Here is an 18450-nt window from a genome sequence, read left to right as displayed (position 1 = left end):
CCTTAGTAGTGTAGATTTTCAGATCTGAAGTCTATTTATTTTCAACTCACCTTTGCTGAGTCTTTTCTTGCTGCCTAGTCTAAACTCCAGTCTTTAGTCCGCAAAAACGGACGTTGTTTGTCTATTAGCGAATTCTATTCGCCGGAAAAAGATGATTGTTAAAGCGAATTTGATATAACATCAAGAAAGCGCTTAACCTGTTTTTCCCAAGTCCAATTGAGCATAAAATTAGCCGCAGCTAAACCGCGACTTTTTGACTCTTCGCGATTAGTATAAATTTGCTCCAAAGCCTCAATAACTTCTGCAACCTCAGACTCTCCCCAACCTTCTACACCGGAAAAATGAGCAGTCGGTTTAACTCGTCCCTGATTCGATAAAGGATAGCAAATGTTATGGTAAATCAAGTCTAAATGACCAGTATTTGCTGATAAAATAGTCGGAATTCCGCAGGCCATACTTTCCATTGCGACTAAATTAGTGCCACCTTCGCAGCGGTTGGTGAAAACAGCGCAGTCGGCTTCTCGCAAAATTTGTCCGGTGAGGTGATTGGGAATTAAGCCGATGTCGATAAAAGAATCAGTCGGCAAACCGTTAGCCGCTAACCATTGGGAAATTCCTAAACTTCCGTCGCGGTTGATATTGGGAAGTCCGGCAACGTTTCCGGTTTGTTCGATTCCTAACATATACTGAGGCCAAAAATTGTGCCATGTTGTGAGTAACAAAGCCTCTGGATGTTTGGCGCGAAATCGTTTGAAAGCGGCAATTACAATATCTTGACCTTTGCGATATTCCAGTTTGCCACCGGAGAAAATGACGAAGCGATCGCCAAATAGATTAGATTTGGGTGCAGGATGGAAAATTGCGGGGTCAATTCCTTGATTTACCATCGCCACATTCGTCAAGCCGCAGCTTCTTAAAACATCCGCATTCCAGTTAGAACCGCCGACAATTGCGCTATATTTTTTGGCTTTTTCTAGTGCTTCTGCTGTGATTCGCGTGTCTTCAAAAAATATGACTCCTATTTGAGAAGCGCTGGTAATTTGATTCTCAACTCCAGAGGATGCTAAATTATTCCCCAAAGCGTAAAGTGCGGGAAAGTTGCAAGTAATCTGTTTGTCTGAATTTGCGGTTACTAATTCCTGAAATTTTTTCTGTTTTTCTACTACAGGTAATAACAGGGATTTATGCAGCGGATTGATAGATTCTGAGGTGATAGATGGCGGTACTAAAAGTGCAACTTCCCAGGCGGGATTTCGCAGCAATTGCAGTGTTAAATTCATGCCGTAAATTCCCCAGCCGCTGGTGATGCTGAGTGGCCAACTGATGCCGATTCCGGTAATTTGTGGGCGAGTTTCTGGGCGTTGGATTGGAGACTGAGCATCAGAATCTGCGTTCCCAGGCTGAGCCTGATAACCAGTAGATTGTAGGGGCGGTGCCGCCGTGCCCGCCCTCTCTAGCAAGGCTGCTTTTATACGATCGCAAACTCCACCCCAATCACCTGATTTTTGCTGGCGAAACAGACGCACAGTGGGATACCAAGGGCTATCTTCGCGTTCCAGCATCCACCGCCAATCGGGAACAAAAGACAGCAAAATCCAGACGGGTTTGCCCAAAGCACCGGCCAAGTGGGCCACAGCAGTGTCAACGCAAATTACTAAATCCAGTTGCGAAATAATTGCTGCGGTGTCGGCAAAATCGACGCAATGTTCGCTCAAATCTTCAATTTGCTGTTGATTTAATAAAGTGATATCGCCTGCTGACAAATCTTTCTGAAGGCTGTAAAAACTCGCTCCCGGAACATCTAAAAATTTCACAAAATCGCTCAATTTACACGATCGCTGATGATTGTTGCGGTGCAGCGGGCCGCCCGCCCACACAATACCTACTTTTAGTTGATTGTTCGGTTTTAGAGAAAATTTAAAATCCTGTGGCGGGCCTAAATAAGGAATATTCGCCGGTATATTTTCCAAAGTCGTTCCCAGAATTCGCGGCAAACTTAGCAGCGGGGCTTGCACTTGAAAATCTACCATATCGCTCTGCCGCACTACTACTCGATCGACTCCTGCAATTCCTTCAAATAGACGCTTCAGCAAGACATGACAAGCCACAACAACTTTCCCACCTTTTTGCTTGACTAAAGGTGCGTAGCGGATAAACTGTATCGTATCGCCAAAACCTTGTTCTGGGTACAATAAAATTGTTTTTCCCTGCAAATCAGAGCCGTCCCAAAGTGGTTGCTCAAAATAGCGCTGCTCCAATTCTTGAGTTTGCCAGCGCGATTCGTACTCCGTAAAACCGCGCTCATAATTTCCAGTTAAAAGCAAAGCTAAGGCTAGTCTCAAGCGCCAATTTGGCGAGTTTGGACATAGTTGAATTGCTTTATTGTATAAGTCGATCGCCTCTGCGACTTGTCCCTGCTCTTCGAGGACGGAACCCAAGTATAAGTTAGTTTCAGCCTGGTTGGGATTGATTTTTAGCGATTTTTGGTAATGAACAATAGCCGAGGCTATTTGCCCGTTTTCCTGTTTGAGATAACCTAAATAACTGTGGGCTTCTGCGTGGCGGGGTGAGGCAGCAATTACTTGTTCGTAGCGAGCGGCTGCGTCTGCTTTTTTCCCTTGTTTTCGTAAGGCATTTGCTAGGTGAAATTGTACCTGTGCGGGCGATAAGGAAAATCGAGGCGCAGCCTCGGGATCTGCGTTCCCAGGCTCTTCCTGGGAACGAGTAGAGATTAGGTGTTTTAAGGCTGTTTTTACGCGATCGCAAACTCCCACCCAATCCCCCGGTGTTTGCTGCCGAAACAGCCGCGCCGTCGGATACCAAGGGCTGTCTTCGCGTTCCAACATCCACCGCCAATCCGGCATAAAACACAGCAAAATCCATACGGGTTTACCCAAAGCACCGGCTAAGTGCGCGACAGCGGTATCCACGGAAATTACTAAATCTAGTTGCGATATCACCGCCGCAGTATCGGCAAAATCGTTCAAATTGTCGCTCAAATCTATCACGGGAATTTGAGTTAACAAAGTACGATCGCCCGCCGATATTTCTTTCTGAAGACTGTAAAAACTTACACCGGCAATATCTAACAATTGCAGAAAATAGCTTAAATCGCTCGAGCGCTGAAAATCCTTCAAATGTTCCGAACTTCCCGCCCACACAATCCCAACTTTGAAATTGCGATCGGAATTTAAGGAAAATTGCCAATTCGGCGGCGCAGCTAAATAAGGAACATTTGTCGGTATATTTTCTAAATTTGTTCCCAGAAGGTGCGGTAAACTCATCAGCGGTGCTTGCACTTGGAAATCCGGCAATTCATCCATCCGAACCACCACTTGTTCTATCCCAGGAATATGCTTAAACAAACGCTTCAGTTCTTGATAGCAGGAAATGATTACTTTGCCGCCTTTTTGCTGCACAATTGCCGCGTATCGCACAAATTGAATCGCATCGCCCAAACCTTGTTCAGATCGGAGCAAAATAGTTTGCCCGTTCAAAGCTGAACCGTCCCAAACTGGTTGGTCAAAATTCAACCGTAGCAATTTTTTCGCCTGTTCTGTTTGCCAGCGCCACTCGTATTCTGCTAAACCGCGCGGCAAGTCCCCAGTCAACAGCAAGACTAAGCTTAAATTGAAGTGAGCCTTAATACAGTTTGCATCTATTTCGAGAGCTTTTTTATAACAGGCAATAGCCCGATTAGCGTCTCCTAATTGTTCAACAGCACTGCCTAAATTAGTAAATGCTTCTACATAACTTGGATCTAATGATATTGCTTGTTCCAAGCTATAAATTGCCTGTTCTATTTTGCCCGCACCCAAGCATAAAGTTGCCAGATGATAGTGTCCTTTAGGATTGTTCGGTTCTGCTTCAATTGCACGCTCGTAAAGGCGTTCTGCCTCGGCTAACTGACATTTTGCTTGCAGCGCCACACCCAAATTTACCAGAACAGGCACGTAATTGGAATTGACAGAAAGTGCTTGATGAAAACAGGCGATCGCACTCGGTAACTCGCCCTGCTTCTGGAGTGTCGCGCCGAGATTGTTGAGAGCTTTGACGTAAATCGGATTCAGGGCGATCGCCTTTTGAAAGCAAGATACAGCATCGGCTATATTGCCTCGATCTTGCAGCAAAATACCCAAGTTATTTTGCGCTTGAGCGCAGTTAGGGTCGATTTCGATCGCGCGCTGATAATAGGTGGCAGCTTCGGCTAAATCGCCTGTTTGGTGCAGCGTCACTGCCAAATTAGTGGCGGCTTCTATCGAATTCGGCTGCAAAACTAAAGCATTTTTAAAATAAGCGATCGCCTCGGCAAATCTACCTTGCGACTTGAGAATATTTCCCTGATTGAACTGTTTTTGATATAATTCAATATTGGTTTGAGTTTCTCTTGGCGGTAAAGCTTCTTGATGCTGGACAATTTTTTCTCTCAGCGCCAAAGCAGCCCGAGCTAAAACTCCTTCCCAATCTCCCGCTGTTGACTGGCGAAACAGCCTTGCACTTGGATACCAAGGACTATCTTCGCGTTGCAACATCCACCGCCAATCCGGCACAAAACACAGCAAAATCCACACTGGTTTGCCCAAAGCACCAGCCAAGTGCGCCACACAAGTATCTACAGAAATCACTAAATCCAGAGCCGAGATTGCCGCCGCAGTATCAGCAAAGTCGTGCAAATAAGAGCTTAAATCTGTGACGGGCATTTGCTCTAACAAAGCGCGCTCGTCTGCTGTCATTTCCTTTTGCAAGCTGTAAAAATCGGCTCCGGGAATATCTAACAGTTTGGTTAACAAATTCAGCGGTAAAGAGCGCACCTTATTTTGGGAATATTGAGAATTTCCAGACCACACAATCCCTACTTTCAAATTAGCAGTTGGACTGAGAGTAAATTCCTCACCGGGCGGCGGAGCTAAATAAGGAACTTTCGCCGGTATAGTTTCTAAAGTTGTTCCCAGAAGCTGAGGCAAACTCATTAGCTGCGCGCGCACTTGAAAATCCGGCGCATCCTCTGGATTAACTATTAATCCATCGATTGCCGAAACTTGTGCAAACAAGCGCTGCAACTGCGGCAAACACCAAACAATTACTCTACCGCCTTTTTGCTTGACTAAATCTGCGTAGCGGATAAACTGAATTGCATCGCCTAAACCCTGTTCCGGGCAAAGCAAAATAGTTTTTCCCTGCAAATCTTTGCCATCCCAAAGCGGCTGAATAAAGTTCTGGGGCTGGAACTGTTTTTCTTTAACTAGGAGTCGCCATTCGTACTCGCAAAAACCGCGCTGAAAGTCTCCCGACAGCAGCAAAGCTAAACCTAAATTTAGGTGAGCTTCGGGGTTAGCGACATTAAATTTTACTGCTTGGCTGTAGCAGGTGACAGCATCTGCAAATTGTCCGCGATCGTGCAAAGCACTTGCCAAACTGGTGAGGGGATTGAGATAACCGGGTTTGAGTTCGATCGCCCGACGGTAACAATCGATCGCCTCTGCCATTTTTCCCGCTTCCTCAAAAGCTTTGCCGAGATTGTTTAAAGCTTCTGGAAAGCCGGGTTTCAAGCTCAAAGCTTGCTGATAGCAGGCGATCGCATCTTCAATTTTGCCCTGTTTCTGCAGGACAATTCCCAGATTGCAGTGAGCCTGCGCACTGGCTGGCAATGCCTGAATCGCTTGCTGGCAAACAGCTATATCCTCATCCAACTTATCTGGGCTTGACAGCGAACTCCCGAAAGCGAGATCGGTTTCTGCCAAATCCGGTTGCAGCGCCAGAGCTCGATCGTGGTATGCGATCGCATCTGGAATTTTGCCCTGTCGGATCGAGGCGTATGCTAAATGATGCAGGGCGTCCACATAATTTGGCTCGATCGCGATCGCCCGTTCATAATTCGCGATCGCTTTCCCTTCCTCCCCTTGCCCCTCCAAAGCAATTCCCAAATTCAAATAAGCCACCGCGCAATTAGGATTGACTTGAATCGCTTGCTCGTAGCAGCTTACAGCTTCCGCAACATCTCCTTGCTCTTCCCGCAACAGGCCCAAATTAATCAGCGCTTCCGCGCAATTCTGGTTCAAAGAAAGCGCCCGCTCGTATTCTGCGATCGCCTCTTCAGTCTCCCCTGCTTCCGCGAGCGCGCTGCCCAAATTGCTTGCAGTTTCCGCCAAATTCCGGTCGATTGCTAGGGCTTGTCGGTAGTGCGCGATCGCCTCTGTTAGCCTGCCCGTTTGCTGTTTGACAACGCCTAAATTGCTGTAGGCGGCTGCGTAATTAGGATCGATCGCGATCGCCCGATCATAACATTCGATCGCACCGCCAAAATCGGCTTGCTGCTGCAAATCCACGCCCAACCGAAACTCTGCATCCGCCGAATCCGCCGGCACAAATGCCGCAGCAACCGCGCCTAAAGCTTCTGCAACCCGATCGAAAACGTCCTCCCAGTCGCCCCGCTGATGCTGGCGAAACAGCCTTGCGCTTGGATACCAAGGACTATCTTCACGCTCCAACAGCCACCGCCAATCCGGCGAAAACGCCAGCAAAATCCACACTTGTTTGCCCAAAGCGCCCGCCAAATGGGCGACAGCGGTATCGACACTAATCACTAAATCCAGTTTGGCGATCGCAGCAGCAGTATCGGCCAAATCGCCAAAATGCGGGCTTAAATCTACGATCGGCGTTTGATTCAACAGCGCGCGATCTGCCTCGGAAACCTCTTTTTGCAAGCTGTAAAAACTTACCCCTGAAACGTCCAAAAGCGGCAGAAACTGGCTTAAACTGCAAGAACGCTGCTTGTTTTTGCGGTGTTTTGGATTCCCCGCCCAGACAATCCCAACTTTCAAATTGCGATCGGGCAGAAGCGTAAATTCAGCACCCGCAGGCGGAGATAAATAAGCAGTATTTGCCGGTATTGTTTCCAGCTTTGTACCGAGAATATACGGCAAACTCAACATCGGCACTTGCACGTCAAATTCCGGCAGCGACTCGCCTTTAACTATTAGCAAATCAATGCCGTCAACCGTTGCAAACAAACGATGCAATTGCGGGTAACAACCAACAATGACTCTACCGCCTTTATTTTTGACGATCGCAGCGTAGCGGATAAACTGAAGCGAATCGCCTAAACCTTGTTCGGCGTGCAGCAAAATAGTCTTTCCCACCAAATCAGAACCGTCCCACAGCGGCCGGTATTCTCTCGCCGAAACTGTATTTTCCGGTCCCGTCAAAAAACACGAGTGACCAGTGTGAAATTCTTTAATTTCCCAGCGCCACTCGTATTCTGCCAGACCATTTTCCAAATCTCCCACCAACAGCAAAGCCAAGGACAAATTCAGGTGAGCGCTAGCGTGATTGGGGCTTAAATGAATCGCCCGTCTGTAACAGGCGATCGCATCTTCTACCGCGCCTTTTTCCAGAAACGTCCTGCCTAAATTGTTGATAGCTTCCACAAAATTCGGCAGCAATTCTAGAGCTTTGTGATAATACTCCAGCGCATTTTCTAAATTGCCCTGTTCTTGCAAAACAGTTGCGAGATTGTTGTAAGCTTCCCAGCTATGCGGATGAATTTCCAGCGCTCGCCTGTACAGCTCGATCGCCCTTACAAGTTCGCCTTTTTCTTGCAGCGCCACCGCTAAATTAATCAGTGCGGGAACGAAATTAGGTTCAGCGACAAGAGCTTGTTCGTAATGCGCGATCGCCTCTTCCACTTGACCTTGTTCCTCAAAAATTTTTGCCAAGTTGTAAGCTGTTTGAGGAATATTTGGATCTATCGCTAAAGCTTCTCGGTAATGCGGGATAGCTGCGTCTAATTCGCCCTTTTCTTGCTGGAGAAAACCAAAATTAATCCGCGCTTGGACGCAATTTGGGTCAATAGATATTATCTGTTCGTAAAGAGCGATCGCCTCTTCTTTATCGCCTGTTTCCATTAAATGCTCTGCTTGCCGCAATAAATCCTCTAAAACAACCAAATTATCGCCAGCCGTTCCGATCGCAACCGATGTCTCAATTCCCTGCGATTGCTTAGCTGCGGAGCCTTCTGCTAACACTTCGCTCGCCATCAAAAATATTTGTTTACTCTCTTTAACCACGCTTGCACCTGTCATTTCGAGAGCCACAGAATCGAGGTCAGGCGTATTATTAGCAGTCATTGCGAGCGAAACGAAGTCAAGCTGAGCTTGGGCAGAATCCTCGGAATAACTAGCAGTATTGGCGATCGCAAATAAACTCAAAGCCGCCTTTACTTCTTCAAACAATTCTTGCCAACTTTCCGGCTGACTTTGGCGGAAAAGCCTCGCAGTTGGATACCAAGGATTGTCTTCACGCTCCAGCAGCCAGCGCCAGTCAGGAGCAAAAGAAAGCAGCACCCAAACCGGTTTTCCCAAAGCACCGGCTAAGTGCGCCACAGCCGTATCCACACTAATCACTAAATCCAGTTGAGATATCGCCGAAGCGGTATCAGCAAAGTCGCTCAAATGCGGACTCAAATCCGGCACTAAGTGTTGGTTCAACAAAGTGCGATCGCTCGGGGACAAGTTTTTTTGTAAACTATAAAAAGCGATTCCCGGAATATCCAAAAATTGAATAAAATCGCTCAAACTGCAAGAACGCTGATTGTTTTTCCGGCGCTGCGGGTTCCCTCCCCAAACAATCCCTACCTTCAATTTTGCATCAGAAGAAAGCGCAAACTTGCACTCATCAGGCGGAGCTAAATAAGGAACATTTGTCGGTACTGTTTCCAGAGTAGTCCCCACAATTCGCGGCAAACTCATCAGGGGTGCGTGAACGTCAAATTCTGGCAAACCTTCAAGACTAACTGATAAATATTCAATGCCGGCAACTGTCGCAAACAACCGCATCAGTTCTGGATAGCAAGCCACCATAACTTTAGCGCCTTGGCTGCGAATAATTGGCGCGTAGCGAATAAACTGAATAGAATCGCCGAAGCCTTGCTCGACGTGGAGTAAAATAGTTTTTCCCTTCAAATCCGAACCATCCCAAACAGGCTGTTTAAATTGCCTCGACGATAGTTGCGGAGTGCGCCACCGCCACTCGTATTCAGCAAAACCCCGCTGAAAATCTCCGAACAATAGCAAAGTTAAGGCGAATTCCAGGTGTGCGGTGGCATTGTCTGGCTGTAATTGCAAGGCTCGACTGTGACAAGAAAAAGCCTCTTGAAATTCTCCTAAATCGACCAAAGCGTGTCCGAAATTGTTAATAGCCTCCACGAAGTCTGGCTTTAAGTTTAATGCTTGTCGGTAGTGGGATATTGCTGCTTTTGCATTGCCTTGTTCGTGGAAAAATGCTCCTACATTGTTGTGAGCTTCGGGATTGTTTGGCTCTAGTATTACAGCTTGCTGGTAGCAGTTGAAAGCTTCTGCTAATTTCCCCTGCTGTTGCAGAACAGTTCCCAACCCCATCAGAGAATATGTCAAATTTGGATTTATTTTTAAAGCGTGGAGGTAATAAGCTATCGCCTCGTTTAATTGATTTTTGTGTTTAAATAAATGTCCTAAGTTGTGCGCTGTTTCGTGCAGGTTGGGGTCGAGTTGCAGCGCTGTTTGGTAATATAAAATAGCTGCTTCTATTTCGCCTAATTGCTGTTTAATCCAGCCCAAATTATTGTAGGCGAGTGCGGAATTGGGCTCGATTTTGATGACTTGTTCGTAACTGGCGATCGCCCTTTGATATTCGCCTACATCCAGCAAAACATTAGCCTTATTTAAATGTGCTTCTACAAAATCGGGGTTTTGGGCGATCGCCTGTTCGTAAAAGTCGATCGCTTCGGCAATTTTTCCCTGCTGTCTCGCCGCTATTCCCAACAAGCACAGCACGTTTGCTGATTCCGGCTGCACTTGTATTATTTGCAGGTACAAATTCTCAGCTTCTAACAAACGGCCCGCTTGGTGATGTTCCCAAGCTAATTTCAAAGAGTCTTCGGCACCCAGTTTGCAGGCAGATTTCCGAATTTTTTTTTGAGAAGCCATAGTAGTCTTTGTTGTTTGGGAGTTCGCTAACTGGTGATTGTCTAATTGTTCTAATTTGTTAACTCTTCCTTCTTCCTTCTTCCTTCTTCCTTCTTCCTTCTTCCTTCTTCCTTCTTCCCCTTCTACCCCAACAAACAAGCTGCAGGAAAAATCAGATATTCTAAGAAAAACAACTTCCAGATAAACTGATAAAATGCAGCAATTTCTATTTTATCGTCCAAATCAACTTTCGCGCTCCAAAACCACATCAAACCCAAAGCCGCCAAGTGAGAAACTGCCAGAAACACTAAATTAACATTAGACAATACGATCGCTCCCGCCAAAGTCGCGCCCAAATAACAAACCGTCAACACCCAACGAGATAAATTAAAGACGGCTGGCTTGCCCAGCTCAATCGTAAACGTAGTAATATTATATTGCTTGTCCCCTTCCATGTCGGGGATATCTTTAAAAATGGCGATCGCAAACGTAAACACCACGACAAAAACCGTCAGCACCCAAACTTCCGCAGGAATCGCAAAAGACACACTCTTCAAACTCCAGCCAGAAAAAGCGCTTTTCGCCGTTCCCAAACCCAACACCCAATTAAAGTGCAAAAATAACCCTAAATTTACGATCGCGCCCCGCACTGTAAAAATGCACAGTGCCGCCCAAAAAGGAAACCGCTTCAGCCGAATTGGCGGCAGAGAATAAGCAGTCCCGATCGCCAAACTAACGCCAACAGTAGCCAGCAAAAACGGGCCTTGTAAAACAGCCGTCAAAATCGCTATAATTCCCGTGGCAATTACAATTAATTCCCCGGTTTTCCGAGAAAACACTCCCGAGGCGATCGGCAAATACGGCTTATTAATTTTATCAATTTCAACATCTTCTAACTGGTTCAATCCCACAATATAAATATTGCCGCAAATGCAAGCCAACCAGGCAAAAGCTAGGGGCCAAAATACAGGATTCACAAACAGCCGCGCGCTTTGGGCGATCGCGTACAAAGCCAATACACTCAAGCTAGTGCCCACAATTGTGTGCGGTCGAGAAAACTCCCAAAATGCCCTCACCCAGCTTTGCTGCGCCGAGCCATTTTTATCAATCCAAGACTTGTTAATCGAATCGTTGCTCATAAAACTCACACCCGCACAAAAAAAATAACATTCTGTAGGGTGCGCATTGCGCACCTTACTCATTCATGTCAACAATCGCCTAAAACCCTTTATATCTCTCGTTTATAACCTAGTATTGCTCCCTCTCGCATCCCCCTTAAGAAGACTCACTTTGAGCGCTCTTCTCCCTTTTTAAGGGGAGTAGGAAGTGAGTAGGAGGCAAGTTAAGGGGCGAGCGAGGGATTAATAGTCAAACAGTAGACTGATACTAGGTTTAATCTTAAGTTGACACCCATGCTCCGAAGAACACCTTACCCCTTAAGCCCAAACTCAAAACTTCTCCGATCTATCCCTGTTATTTTACAGCACAAATCAGCCCGAAACGAATCAATCCGCTCTGATATCCACGGCTCATCAATCCGAGAGCAAGTGCAGCTTGAATAGTCGTCCAACCGCTAGTCAGCAAACCCCAAATCGCGCTCGGAGTAAAAGCAGAATCGATCACCACATCCCAAAAAGGAGCAACAGCTTTTGACCAATCAGCGGTGCGAATACTTGTCAAAGGCAAACTGCGGACAATTTCCTCGTATTCCGGCAAAGAAATCACATAAGGCAAAGCATAAACTCGGTAAATTTCTGCCAATTCCTTTCTCTCTTCATCAGTTAATTCTCCCGCCGTTTCTCCCACCGGGCGGTGACACCAAGTTGCCAAAATCAAAGTTCCTCCCGGCTTGAGTACGCGGCAGCATTCCTGCAAAAACTTAATTTTGTCGGGCATATGTTCGCCACTTTCGAGCGACCAAACCAAGTCGAATGACTCGTCAGAAAAAGGCATATTCAAAGCATCGGCTACCAAAAAATTGACATTGCTTTCTAGCCCAGCAATTTTAGCGCGTTCGGTCGCTCTGTTGGCCTGTACCGGACTCAGAGTAATCCCGGTCGCTGTAACGCTAGCGCCCGTTTTATAGGGTTCGGGCCATCTGCTAAAATCAGGATCGCTCCCGCCATCCAACTTTAAATTATTTTGAGCGCTCGAACTAAACTTTTCGGTCAAATACAGCGTGCTGCCGCCGATCCCGCAACCGACATCGAGAATGCGGTAAGGTTCACAGAGTGCCTTCTCTGAGGGGACTCCAGCCCAGCCCAGCAGTTCTTCTATCAAATCTATCTGAGCCTGTCGGCGCTCTTTTTTCAAATTGCCATCCGGGCCGTAGTAACCGTGGTGCATATGTTCGCCCCACACCTGCTCCCACAAACCGCTAGAAGCGTCGTAAAGTTGCTGAATTTGCTGGTAAAGTGTTGATGTCATCGCCGGATTGCAAGTTATTAAAGGAATTCTACCGTTATTTTCCCGATGTTGTCATAGAATTTGGCGATTGAGTTCGATCGACCGCAGGCACTCGCCAGACAAAGATGTCTTGATTTCAAGCCCGACGATCGATATTGTGGGCTGCCTCTAAAATCTCAAATCTAAAATCGATTTGTGGCTTCCCTCTCAAACCTCAAATCTAAAATCGATTTGTGGGTTCCCTCTAAAATCTAAAATCTAAAATCTAAAATCTAAAATCGAATGACTGTCTCGCGAACCATTGCTTTGGGCTTTCTCGCTGTCATCCTCGCAGGTGCTCTATTACTGATGATGCCCTTTTCCACAATTGATGGAAGTTGGAGCGATCCAATAACAGCACTGTTTACCTCTACTTCCGCTGTCTGCGTCACGGGCTTGTCGGTTGTGGATGTCGGAAAATATTACTCTTTTTGGGGGCAACTGTGCCTCGTTTTACTGGTGCAAATAGGAGGCTTGGGCTACATGACAGCCACGACTTTCTTGCTGCTGTTATTGGGTCGCCGCTTTTGCTTGAAAGACAAAATTGCCCTGCAACAATCTCTCGACAAATCCGGGCTAGCCGGCGTAGTACAACTCGTGCAGTCAATTCTAGCAACAACGCTTTTGTTTGAATTAACAGGAGTGTTTTTGCTGATGACGGTTTTCGTCCCCCAATACGGATTTAAACAGGGTGTGTGGTCTGCTATATTTCACAGCGTTAATTCCTTTAACAACGCGGGTTTTAGCATCTATTCAGATAATTTGATCGGCTACATCAGTTCGCCTATGGTTAACTTCACAGTCACTGGTTTAATCATATTTGGGGGAATCGGCTATCAAGTAATTATGGAAATGTACCTGTGGCTGCGCGATCGCTTCAACAAAAGCCCTATTTGCACAGTTTTTTCCCTAAATTTCAAAGTCGTTACCAGTACAACTGCTGTTCTTTTAATTTTAGGAACGCTAGCCTTTTTGGTGCTCGAATACGACAACCCAGACACTTTCGGCGCTCTAAATTTCCCTCAAAAGGTGATGGCAGCTTGGTTTCAATCTGTTACTCCCCGCACGGCGGGGTTCAATACAATTAGCATCGGCCAAATGACCGAAGCCTCGCTATTTCTGACCATCGCGCTGATGTTTATCGGCGCCAGTCCTGGCAGCACCGGCGGCGGAATCAAAACCACAACTTTTCGGATATTGTTTTGCTGTACCACAGCAGTTATCGAAGGCCAGGAAGATGTGGAGTGCTATCAGCGTCAAATCCCGCCAGCAATGATTCTGAAAACCATTAGCGTAGTCTTCGGTTCCCTGTTAGTCGCGTTCACATCTGCAATTTTAATCGAGCTGACCAATCCCCAAGTAGAATTTATCGCAGCGCTGTTTGAAGCAGTTTCAGCTTTTGCCACGGTCGGTCTTTCCACTGGAATTACACCCACGATTTCAGCGATCGGTAAGTTGATTTTGATTGCTACAATGTACATAGGTCGGGTTGGGGTGCTGCTGCTGGTGAGTGCTGCATTCGGCGACCCAAAACCCAGGTCTTTTAAGTATGCTGAGGAAAGTTTGTTAGTGGGATAAAAAAATTCTGCCTCGTTGCTGATAATCTAAACAATGGGTGACAACCCAAATCAACTTTTACTACTTACCCAAAAATCAAAAGGAGGCGGCGCTGTCTCTGCTAAAATTTAAACAGCAAGACGCTCAGCGCTGGATATTGAGTGAACCTGTCATCTTTGAATTTTTTTCGCACTTTGCGCGCCGACAACAAGCAGTTTGCAGTTATTGGTTTGGGACGCTTCGGCAAAGCTGTGTGTTCGACTCTGCACGGCTTGGGTTACGAAGTTTTGGGAGTGGACACCGATGAAAAAAAAGTAACTCAAGCTTTGACCGATCGTATTGCTGCTCACGTTGTGCAGTTAGATTCTACTGAGCCTAGCGCTCTTGGGGAAGCCGGTATATTTGAATTTGAAACAGTGATTGTTGCGATCGGCAATTACCTAGCAGAAAGCATTACCACCACCCTAAATCTTAAGGAAGGCGGGGTAAGTCACGTAATAGCCAAAGCTTCTTCGGAAACTCACTTAAAACTGTTGAAAAAAGTCGGCGCAGATCATGTAGTTTTTCCAGAACGAGAAATGGGTTGCTCTTTGGCCCGCCTTCTTACACAACCCAGCATTTTAGAACGCTTTGACCTCGACCCAGATCACAGCATCGTTGAGTTGCTCGTTCCTGAAAAGTTTGACGGTAAAACCATCTCGGAATTGGATCTCCGGCGCAGGTACGGTTTGAACTTGCTAGCAGTCGGTCGCGCCGACAAGTTCGAGATCAATCCGCAGCCAAACGAACGCTTGAAAAAGGGCGAGGCGATGGTAGTAGTTGGTTCTAATAAAGATATCAATCGCTTGCCAATTTAACAGCTCGCCATTTTACGAACATACAGCCACACTCCTCGACTCAGAAACCCGGTTTCTTCGGTTCCGAGTGCCTAATTCCTAAGCAAGTCTTGCGGGATTTGTGAAAATTTTAGCCTCCCACAAACCCGGTTTATCTTAGATAAACTGGGTTTCTCTGTCGATTTTTATGTTCTAATTTTTAACCGAAATATCTAAGTTGAATTTCACCAATGCTGGGGTTGCTTCCGCTTTGGCGACCCCATCTGAGAAAATAGCCAGACAAATTGCGAAAATCTCAACAAGGTAGCAGCACCCGATCGCGCTCCCGCAACTGTCTTAAGCGCTAGCCCTGAAAATTCAGCCAACGTTCAAGATTTTTTGCAGGTAAGCTTTGCCCAAAACCACCACCGCCAAGACTAGAGCGAGTTCAACAGGCCAAGGACACACCGCCACAAACCAAATTAACGAACACACTCCAATAATTGCAGCTATAGGAGCCGGAATTCCGTCTAGCGTTCTGTTGTCAGTCCCCACAGCCACCAACCAAGCAATAAAGCAGACCGCCAACGGAATCAAGCAAGGTGTGAACATGATTTTTACCCCATCAATTTTTTTACATATGGCATCTCAGCATATTTACAATACATCAAAGATTCGGAAATGCACCATTAATTGCGATATGATTTAAGATTAACAAATTAATACTCTGGGGTGATATATTTTGTAATTTTTAGCTTCGCATCTCTCTAAAGGCAGAAGTAGGTTGGCATCAGGCAGGATTTGGGAAGTTTTATTTCGGCAGAAGTGCTTTTGCTTTCTACCTTGAGGTTAATTGCGATGCGCCCATATCAGCAAGTTATAGTGAGGATTGCAGGCAGTTAGTGTAGAGCGTGAATCAATGCTGGGCAAATTTTTTCGCAAGCCTGAATCAGAAAACAGCGATCGCGTCCCCCCGGGTCAATACCTCGCCAACGGCTTTCCCGTGCTGACCTACGGCGATACACCCTCGGTCAGCATTGAGAGTTGGGAATTTAAAGTCTGGGGATTGGCAAAACCACAAACCTTCACTTGGTCGGACTTCCAGGCCATGCCCCAAAGTAACTTTACTGCGGATTTTCACTGCGTCACCCGGTGGTCAAAACTCGACGTGCAGTGGACGGGAGTCAAAGTCACAGATTTTATGAACTACATAGAAGTCGATCCGAAAGCTCTGCACGTCCTGGAACACTGCTACGGCGGCTACACCACTAACATTGCGATCGCCGACTTACGGAGAGAAGAAAACTTTTTCGCCCACACCCTCTTCGGCGAACCCCTATCCCCAGACCACGGTGGCCCGATGCGGCTGGTAGTTCCGCACTTGTACGCTTGGAAAAGCGCTAAATGGATTAACGGCCTGGAGTTTACCGAAACCGAAGAACTCGGTTTTTGGGAACGCAACGGCTACCACCAGCGGGGCGAACCTTGGGCCGAGGAACGCTACAGCGGTCTGTTTTGATGCGGTCGATCGGGAGCAAGGACTTGCCCAGAGGTTCTATATACGGTATTTGTTAAGGGGCTATCCGCTCTTTTACCGCTTCAATCTGGTCCCATCGCATATAGTCGATCGCATCTTTGGGAGGGATCGCGGCGCTGGATCTATTTAATTTAACCAAAAGACGTACACCCAAAGATCGCAGTTTGTACGTAATTTACCCGATAGATAAACTACTTTAACTTTCATACGCAAGTCCCAAAAAACAAATATTCCCAGTTTCGGGTTAATATAAAACTTCTCTACCTGTCAGCGGGCAAAAATATCACCGTATATATACTTAAGTGTTTGTTATTGAGGATTTAGACTTGAGAATAAAATAAAAAATTAGCATAAACCCGCTCCAAATCAGTTTGGTTCCTGGGCGCTCCCATGCCGGCGACTGCAAGGTTTAAAGCCACAATTTGTATAATTATTTGTGTGTATTTTGAGGGAGCGCTCGCCCTGCAAGCCGATGCGATCGACAGCATTTGTGAAGGATATGTAAAGGCTGGGTAAAGAATATGTCAAAATTTACATAAAGTGCCAAAAATACAAAAAAGTATCCGATAATAAAATTATTAAGAGCCTATCGAAAAAGGAACAGATTATGAATACCAAACTATTATCCGCCCTAACAGCTACCGCAGCCGCCACAGCTATGTTGGGCGCCGCAGCTCCAGCTCACGCATTCTCCTTTGGTACCAACGGCATCTCATTCCAGCAAGATACAAGTGTCACCTTTAAGTTCAAAGAATCTCACGGTATGTACCAATCCTCTTTGGGAGTCTACACTGTGAATGACTCGGCGATCTCTAAAGTGGCCAACCTGTTTTCGGAAACTAAATCCTCAGACAACGAGTGGGAAAACGAATGGAAAGGAACTCTGGGCAATACAGTCTTGGGTTCTGGCTCGGCAGTATTCACATTCCTGGCCGGTCAAATTTATACTTTGGGACTCGACAGCGGCGACGATGGCACTGTATACTCAAGCTCAGCCTTGAACTCCAACACCCAGCTAGCCGTGTTTGGCGGGCAATCGCAACTGTGGAACGCACTCGGCAAAGAAACAACGAACGTCTTCCAAGCTGCCGGACAATTCACAAACGGAACAAGTTCTCTGTTTAATGGAGGCACGCTAATCTCCTTCGACGATCGCGGTAACAGCAACGACGCAGACTTCCAAGACTTCGCAGTGAGCGCAGAAGCAGTTCCCGAACCAATGACAATGACTGGTTTGGCTCTCGGTTTGGGTGGCTTGGTTGCAGCCCGCCGCCGCCGCGCTAGCAAGACGACTTCCTGATTTTTTCAACTGCAACAATCTGCTCAATTTCGTTTGGCAAAATAGAATACAATTTGGAGGCGCGCTAATATAACATCGGCTCGCCTTTTGCTTGATTTGAAAAGTCAGATGACAGAAGTCAGAGGGAAGTTCGGCAACGAACCAGTGTACGGGATTTAACGGATTTAAGGGATGGATGTTGAGGGAAGAAGCCAAGGGGGAAGAAGTCCGAGGGGAGAAAGAGGATTTTTCCCACTCTCCGACTCTCCCTGTCTCGCCCTCTCCCAACTCAAAATTCAAAACTCACTCACGGTCAAATGTTCGATCGTACAAAGTCACTGGTACGGGTTGAGGAATTTTAAGGTCGGCCCGGACGCACGCTACTTTAATCATCACCACAGCCCTGGTTTTTGTCCGTCCCACCTGTGCTTCTTCCGGCAGCGTCCAATAGCCGACAATAAGATGCAAAGAACCATCGTTAAGGCTTGAATTATCAACTTCCGGAGTTGGTGGCGACAAAACGCCTTCGACTTCGGAAATAGCTTTAAACAAGGTTTCAATTACTAGAGAAGGTTGGTATCGCAGGCTAAAATTAAAGGCAGGTATGTTCGCCTGTGTGGCAGGGCTGTTAATAAGCTGATGTGCATTCAAGTTGCAACATGATTGTTACCTTTATTTTTAATCTTTCTTTGCCACTTGATAATTAACTCTCCCTGATTGAGAAGCTTTTCTAGAAGATTTCTCAGTTGGTCAACAGATGGGAACAGTCGATGTGCAATATACTCCAATACGGTTTACTTAAGGTCGAACAAGTGGTAGACTAGCTATGATGTACAAAAAAGTAAATCAAGTATAGTGCCGTACAAAAAATTATTA

Annotated in this window: 10 protein-coding genes and 1 pseudogene; 5 read left to right on the top strand and 6 right to left on the bottom strand. The window is 46.4% G+C overall.

Annotation, left to right across the window (positions count from 1 at the left end):
- Positions 1-158 precede the first annotated feature (158 nt).
- From E5S67_RS27310 to E5S67_RS27300, 3 genes are all read right to left on the bottom strand, one after another.
- Positions 159-10100, bottom strand: a complete 9942-nt coding sequence (locus tag E5S67_RS27310) for a tetratricopeptide repeat protein (protein ID WP_172191929.1) — start codon at positions 10098-10100, stop codon at positions 159-161.
- Positions 10085-11143 (bottom strand): homogentisate phytyltransferase, encoded by a 1059-nt coding sequence (locus E5S67_RS27305; protein ID WP_172191927.1) that lies wholly within the window; start codon positions 11141-11143, stop codon positions 10085-10087. Before E5S67_RS27305 ends, E5S67_RS27310 begins: the two co-directional genes overlap by 16 nt.
- A 271-nt stretch (positions 11144-11414) precedes the next feature.
- The gene (locus tag E5S67_RS27300; RefSeq protein WP_172191925.1) at positions 11415-12368 is read right to left on the bottom strand and encodes a methyltransferase domain-containing protein; all 954 of its coding nucleotides are present in this window, start codon (positions 12366-12368) and stop codon (positions 11415-11417) included.
- A gap of 261 nt (positions 12369-12629) precedes the next feature.
- On the opposite strand from E5S67_RS27300, the gene E5S67_RS27295 reads away from it, so the two are divergent.
- Positions 12630-13964 (top strand): TrkH family potassium uptake protein, encoded by a 1335-nt coding sequence (locus E5S67_RS27295; protein ID WP_172191923.1) that lies wholly within the window; start codon positions 12630-12632, stop codon positions 13962-13964.
- 140 nt (positions 13965-14104) lie between these two features.
- Complete coding sequence (locus E5S67_RS27290; RefSeq protein WP_172191921.1) at positions 14105-14800, top strand: NAD-binding protein; 696 nt, start codon at positions 14105-14107, stop codon at positions 14798-14800.
- 336 nt (positions 14801-15136) lie between these two features.
- Here E5S67_RS27290 and E5S67_RS27285 read toward each other — a convergent pair whose 3' ends face one another.
- Positions 15137-15370: a hypothetical protein gene (locus tag E5S67_RS27285; RefSeq protein WP_172191919.1), complete on the bottom strand. Its 234-nt coding sequence runs from the start codon at positions 15368-15370 to the stop codon at positions 15137-15139.
- A 307-nt stretch (positions 15371-15677) separates the two neighbouring features.
- Between E5S67_RS27285 and E5S67_RS27280 the strand changes: the two genes are divergently transcribed.
- The 3 genes from E5S67_RS27280 (at position 15678) to E5S67_RS27275 (ending at position 17595) form a co-directional block, all read left to right on the top strand.
- Entirely contained in the window at positions 15678-16277 is a 600-nt protein-coding gene (locus tag E5S67_RS27280) for a sulfite oxidase-like oxidoreductase (protein ID WP_172191917.1), read from the top strand.
- Between the two features lie 408 nt (positions 16278-16685).
- Positions 16686-16811, top strand: coding sequence for a hypothetical protein (locus E5S67_RS34190; protein ID WP_281363580.1), 126 nt, complete (start codon positions 16686-16688; stop codon positions 16809-16811).
- 91 nt (positions 16812-16902) lie between these two features.
- Positions 16903-17595: a PEP-CTERM sorting domain-containing protein gene (locus E5S67_RS27275; protein WP_172191915.1), complete on the top strand. Its 693-nt coding sequence runs from the start codon at positions 16903-16905 to the stop codon at positions 17593-17595.
- A 282-nt stretch (positions 17596-17877) separates the two neighbouring features.
- On the opposite strand, the gene E5S67_RS27270 is transcribed toward E5S67_RS27275, so the two are convergent.
- Together E5S67_RS27270 and E5S67_RS33685 are read right to left on the bottom strand one after the other, a co-directional pair.
- On the bottom strand, positions 17878-18225 hold the full coding sequence (locus E5S67_RS27270; protein WP_172191913.1) for a hypothetical protein: 348 nt from the start codon (positions 18223-18225) through the stop codon (positions 17878-17880).
- A pseudogene (locus tag E5S67_RS33685) lies at positions 18222-18359 on the bottom strand (IS630 family transposase); the annotation flags it as partial. The pseudogene E5S67_RS33685 and the gene E5S67_RS27270, both read right to left, overlap by 4 nt.
- Positions 18360-18450 lie beyond the last annotated feature (91 nt).

Source organism: Microcoleus asticus IPMA8 (assembly GCF_013179805.1).
GTDB lineage: Bacteria > Cyanobacteriota > Cyanobacteriia > Cyanobacteriales > Microcoleaceae > Microcoleus > Microcoleus asticus.
The sequence above is the reverse complement of the archived record's forward strand: the minus strand, read 5'-3'. Positions and strand labels throughout refer to the sequence as shown.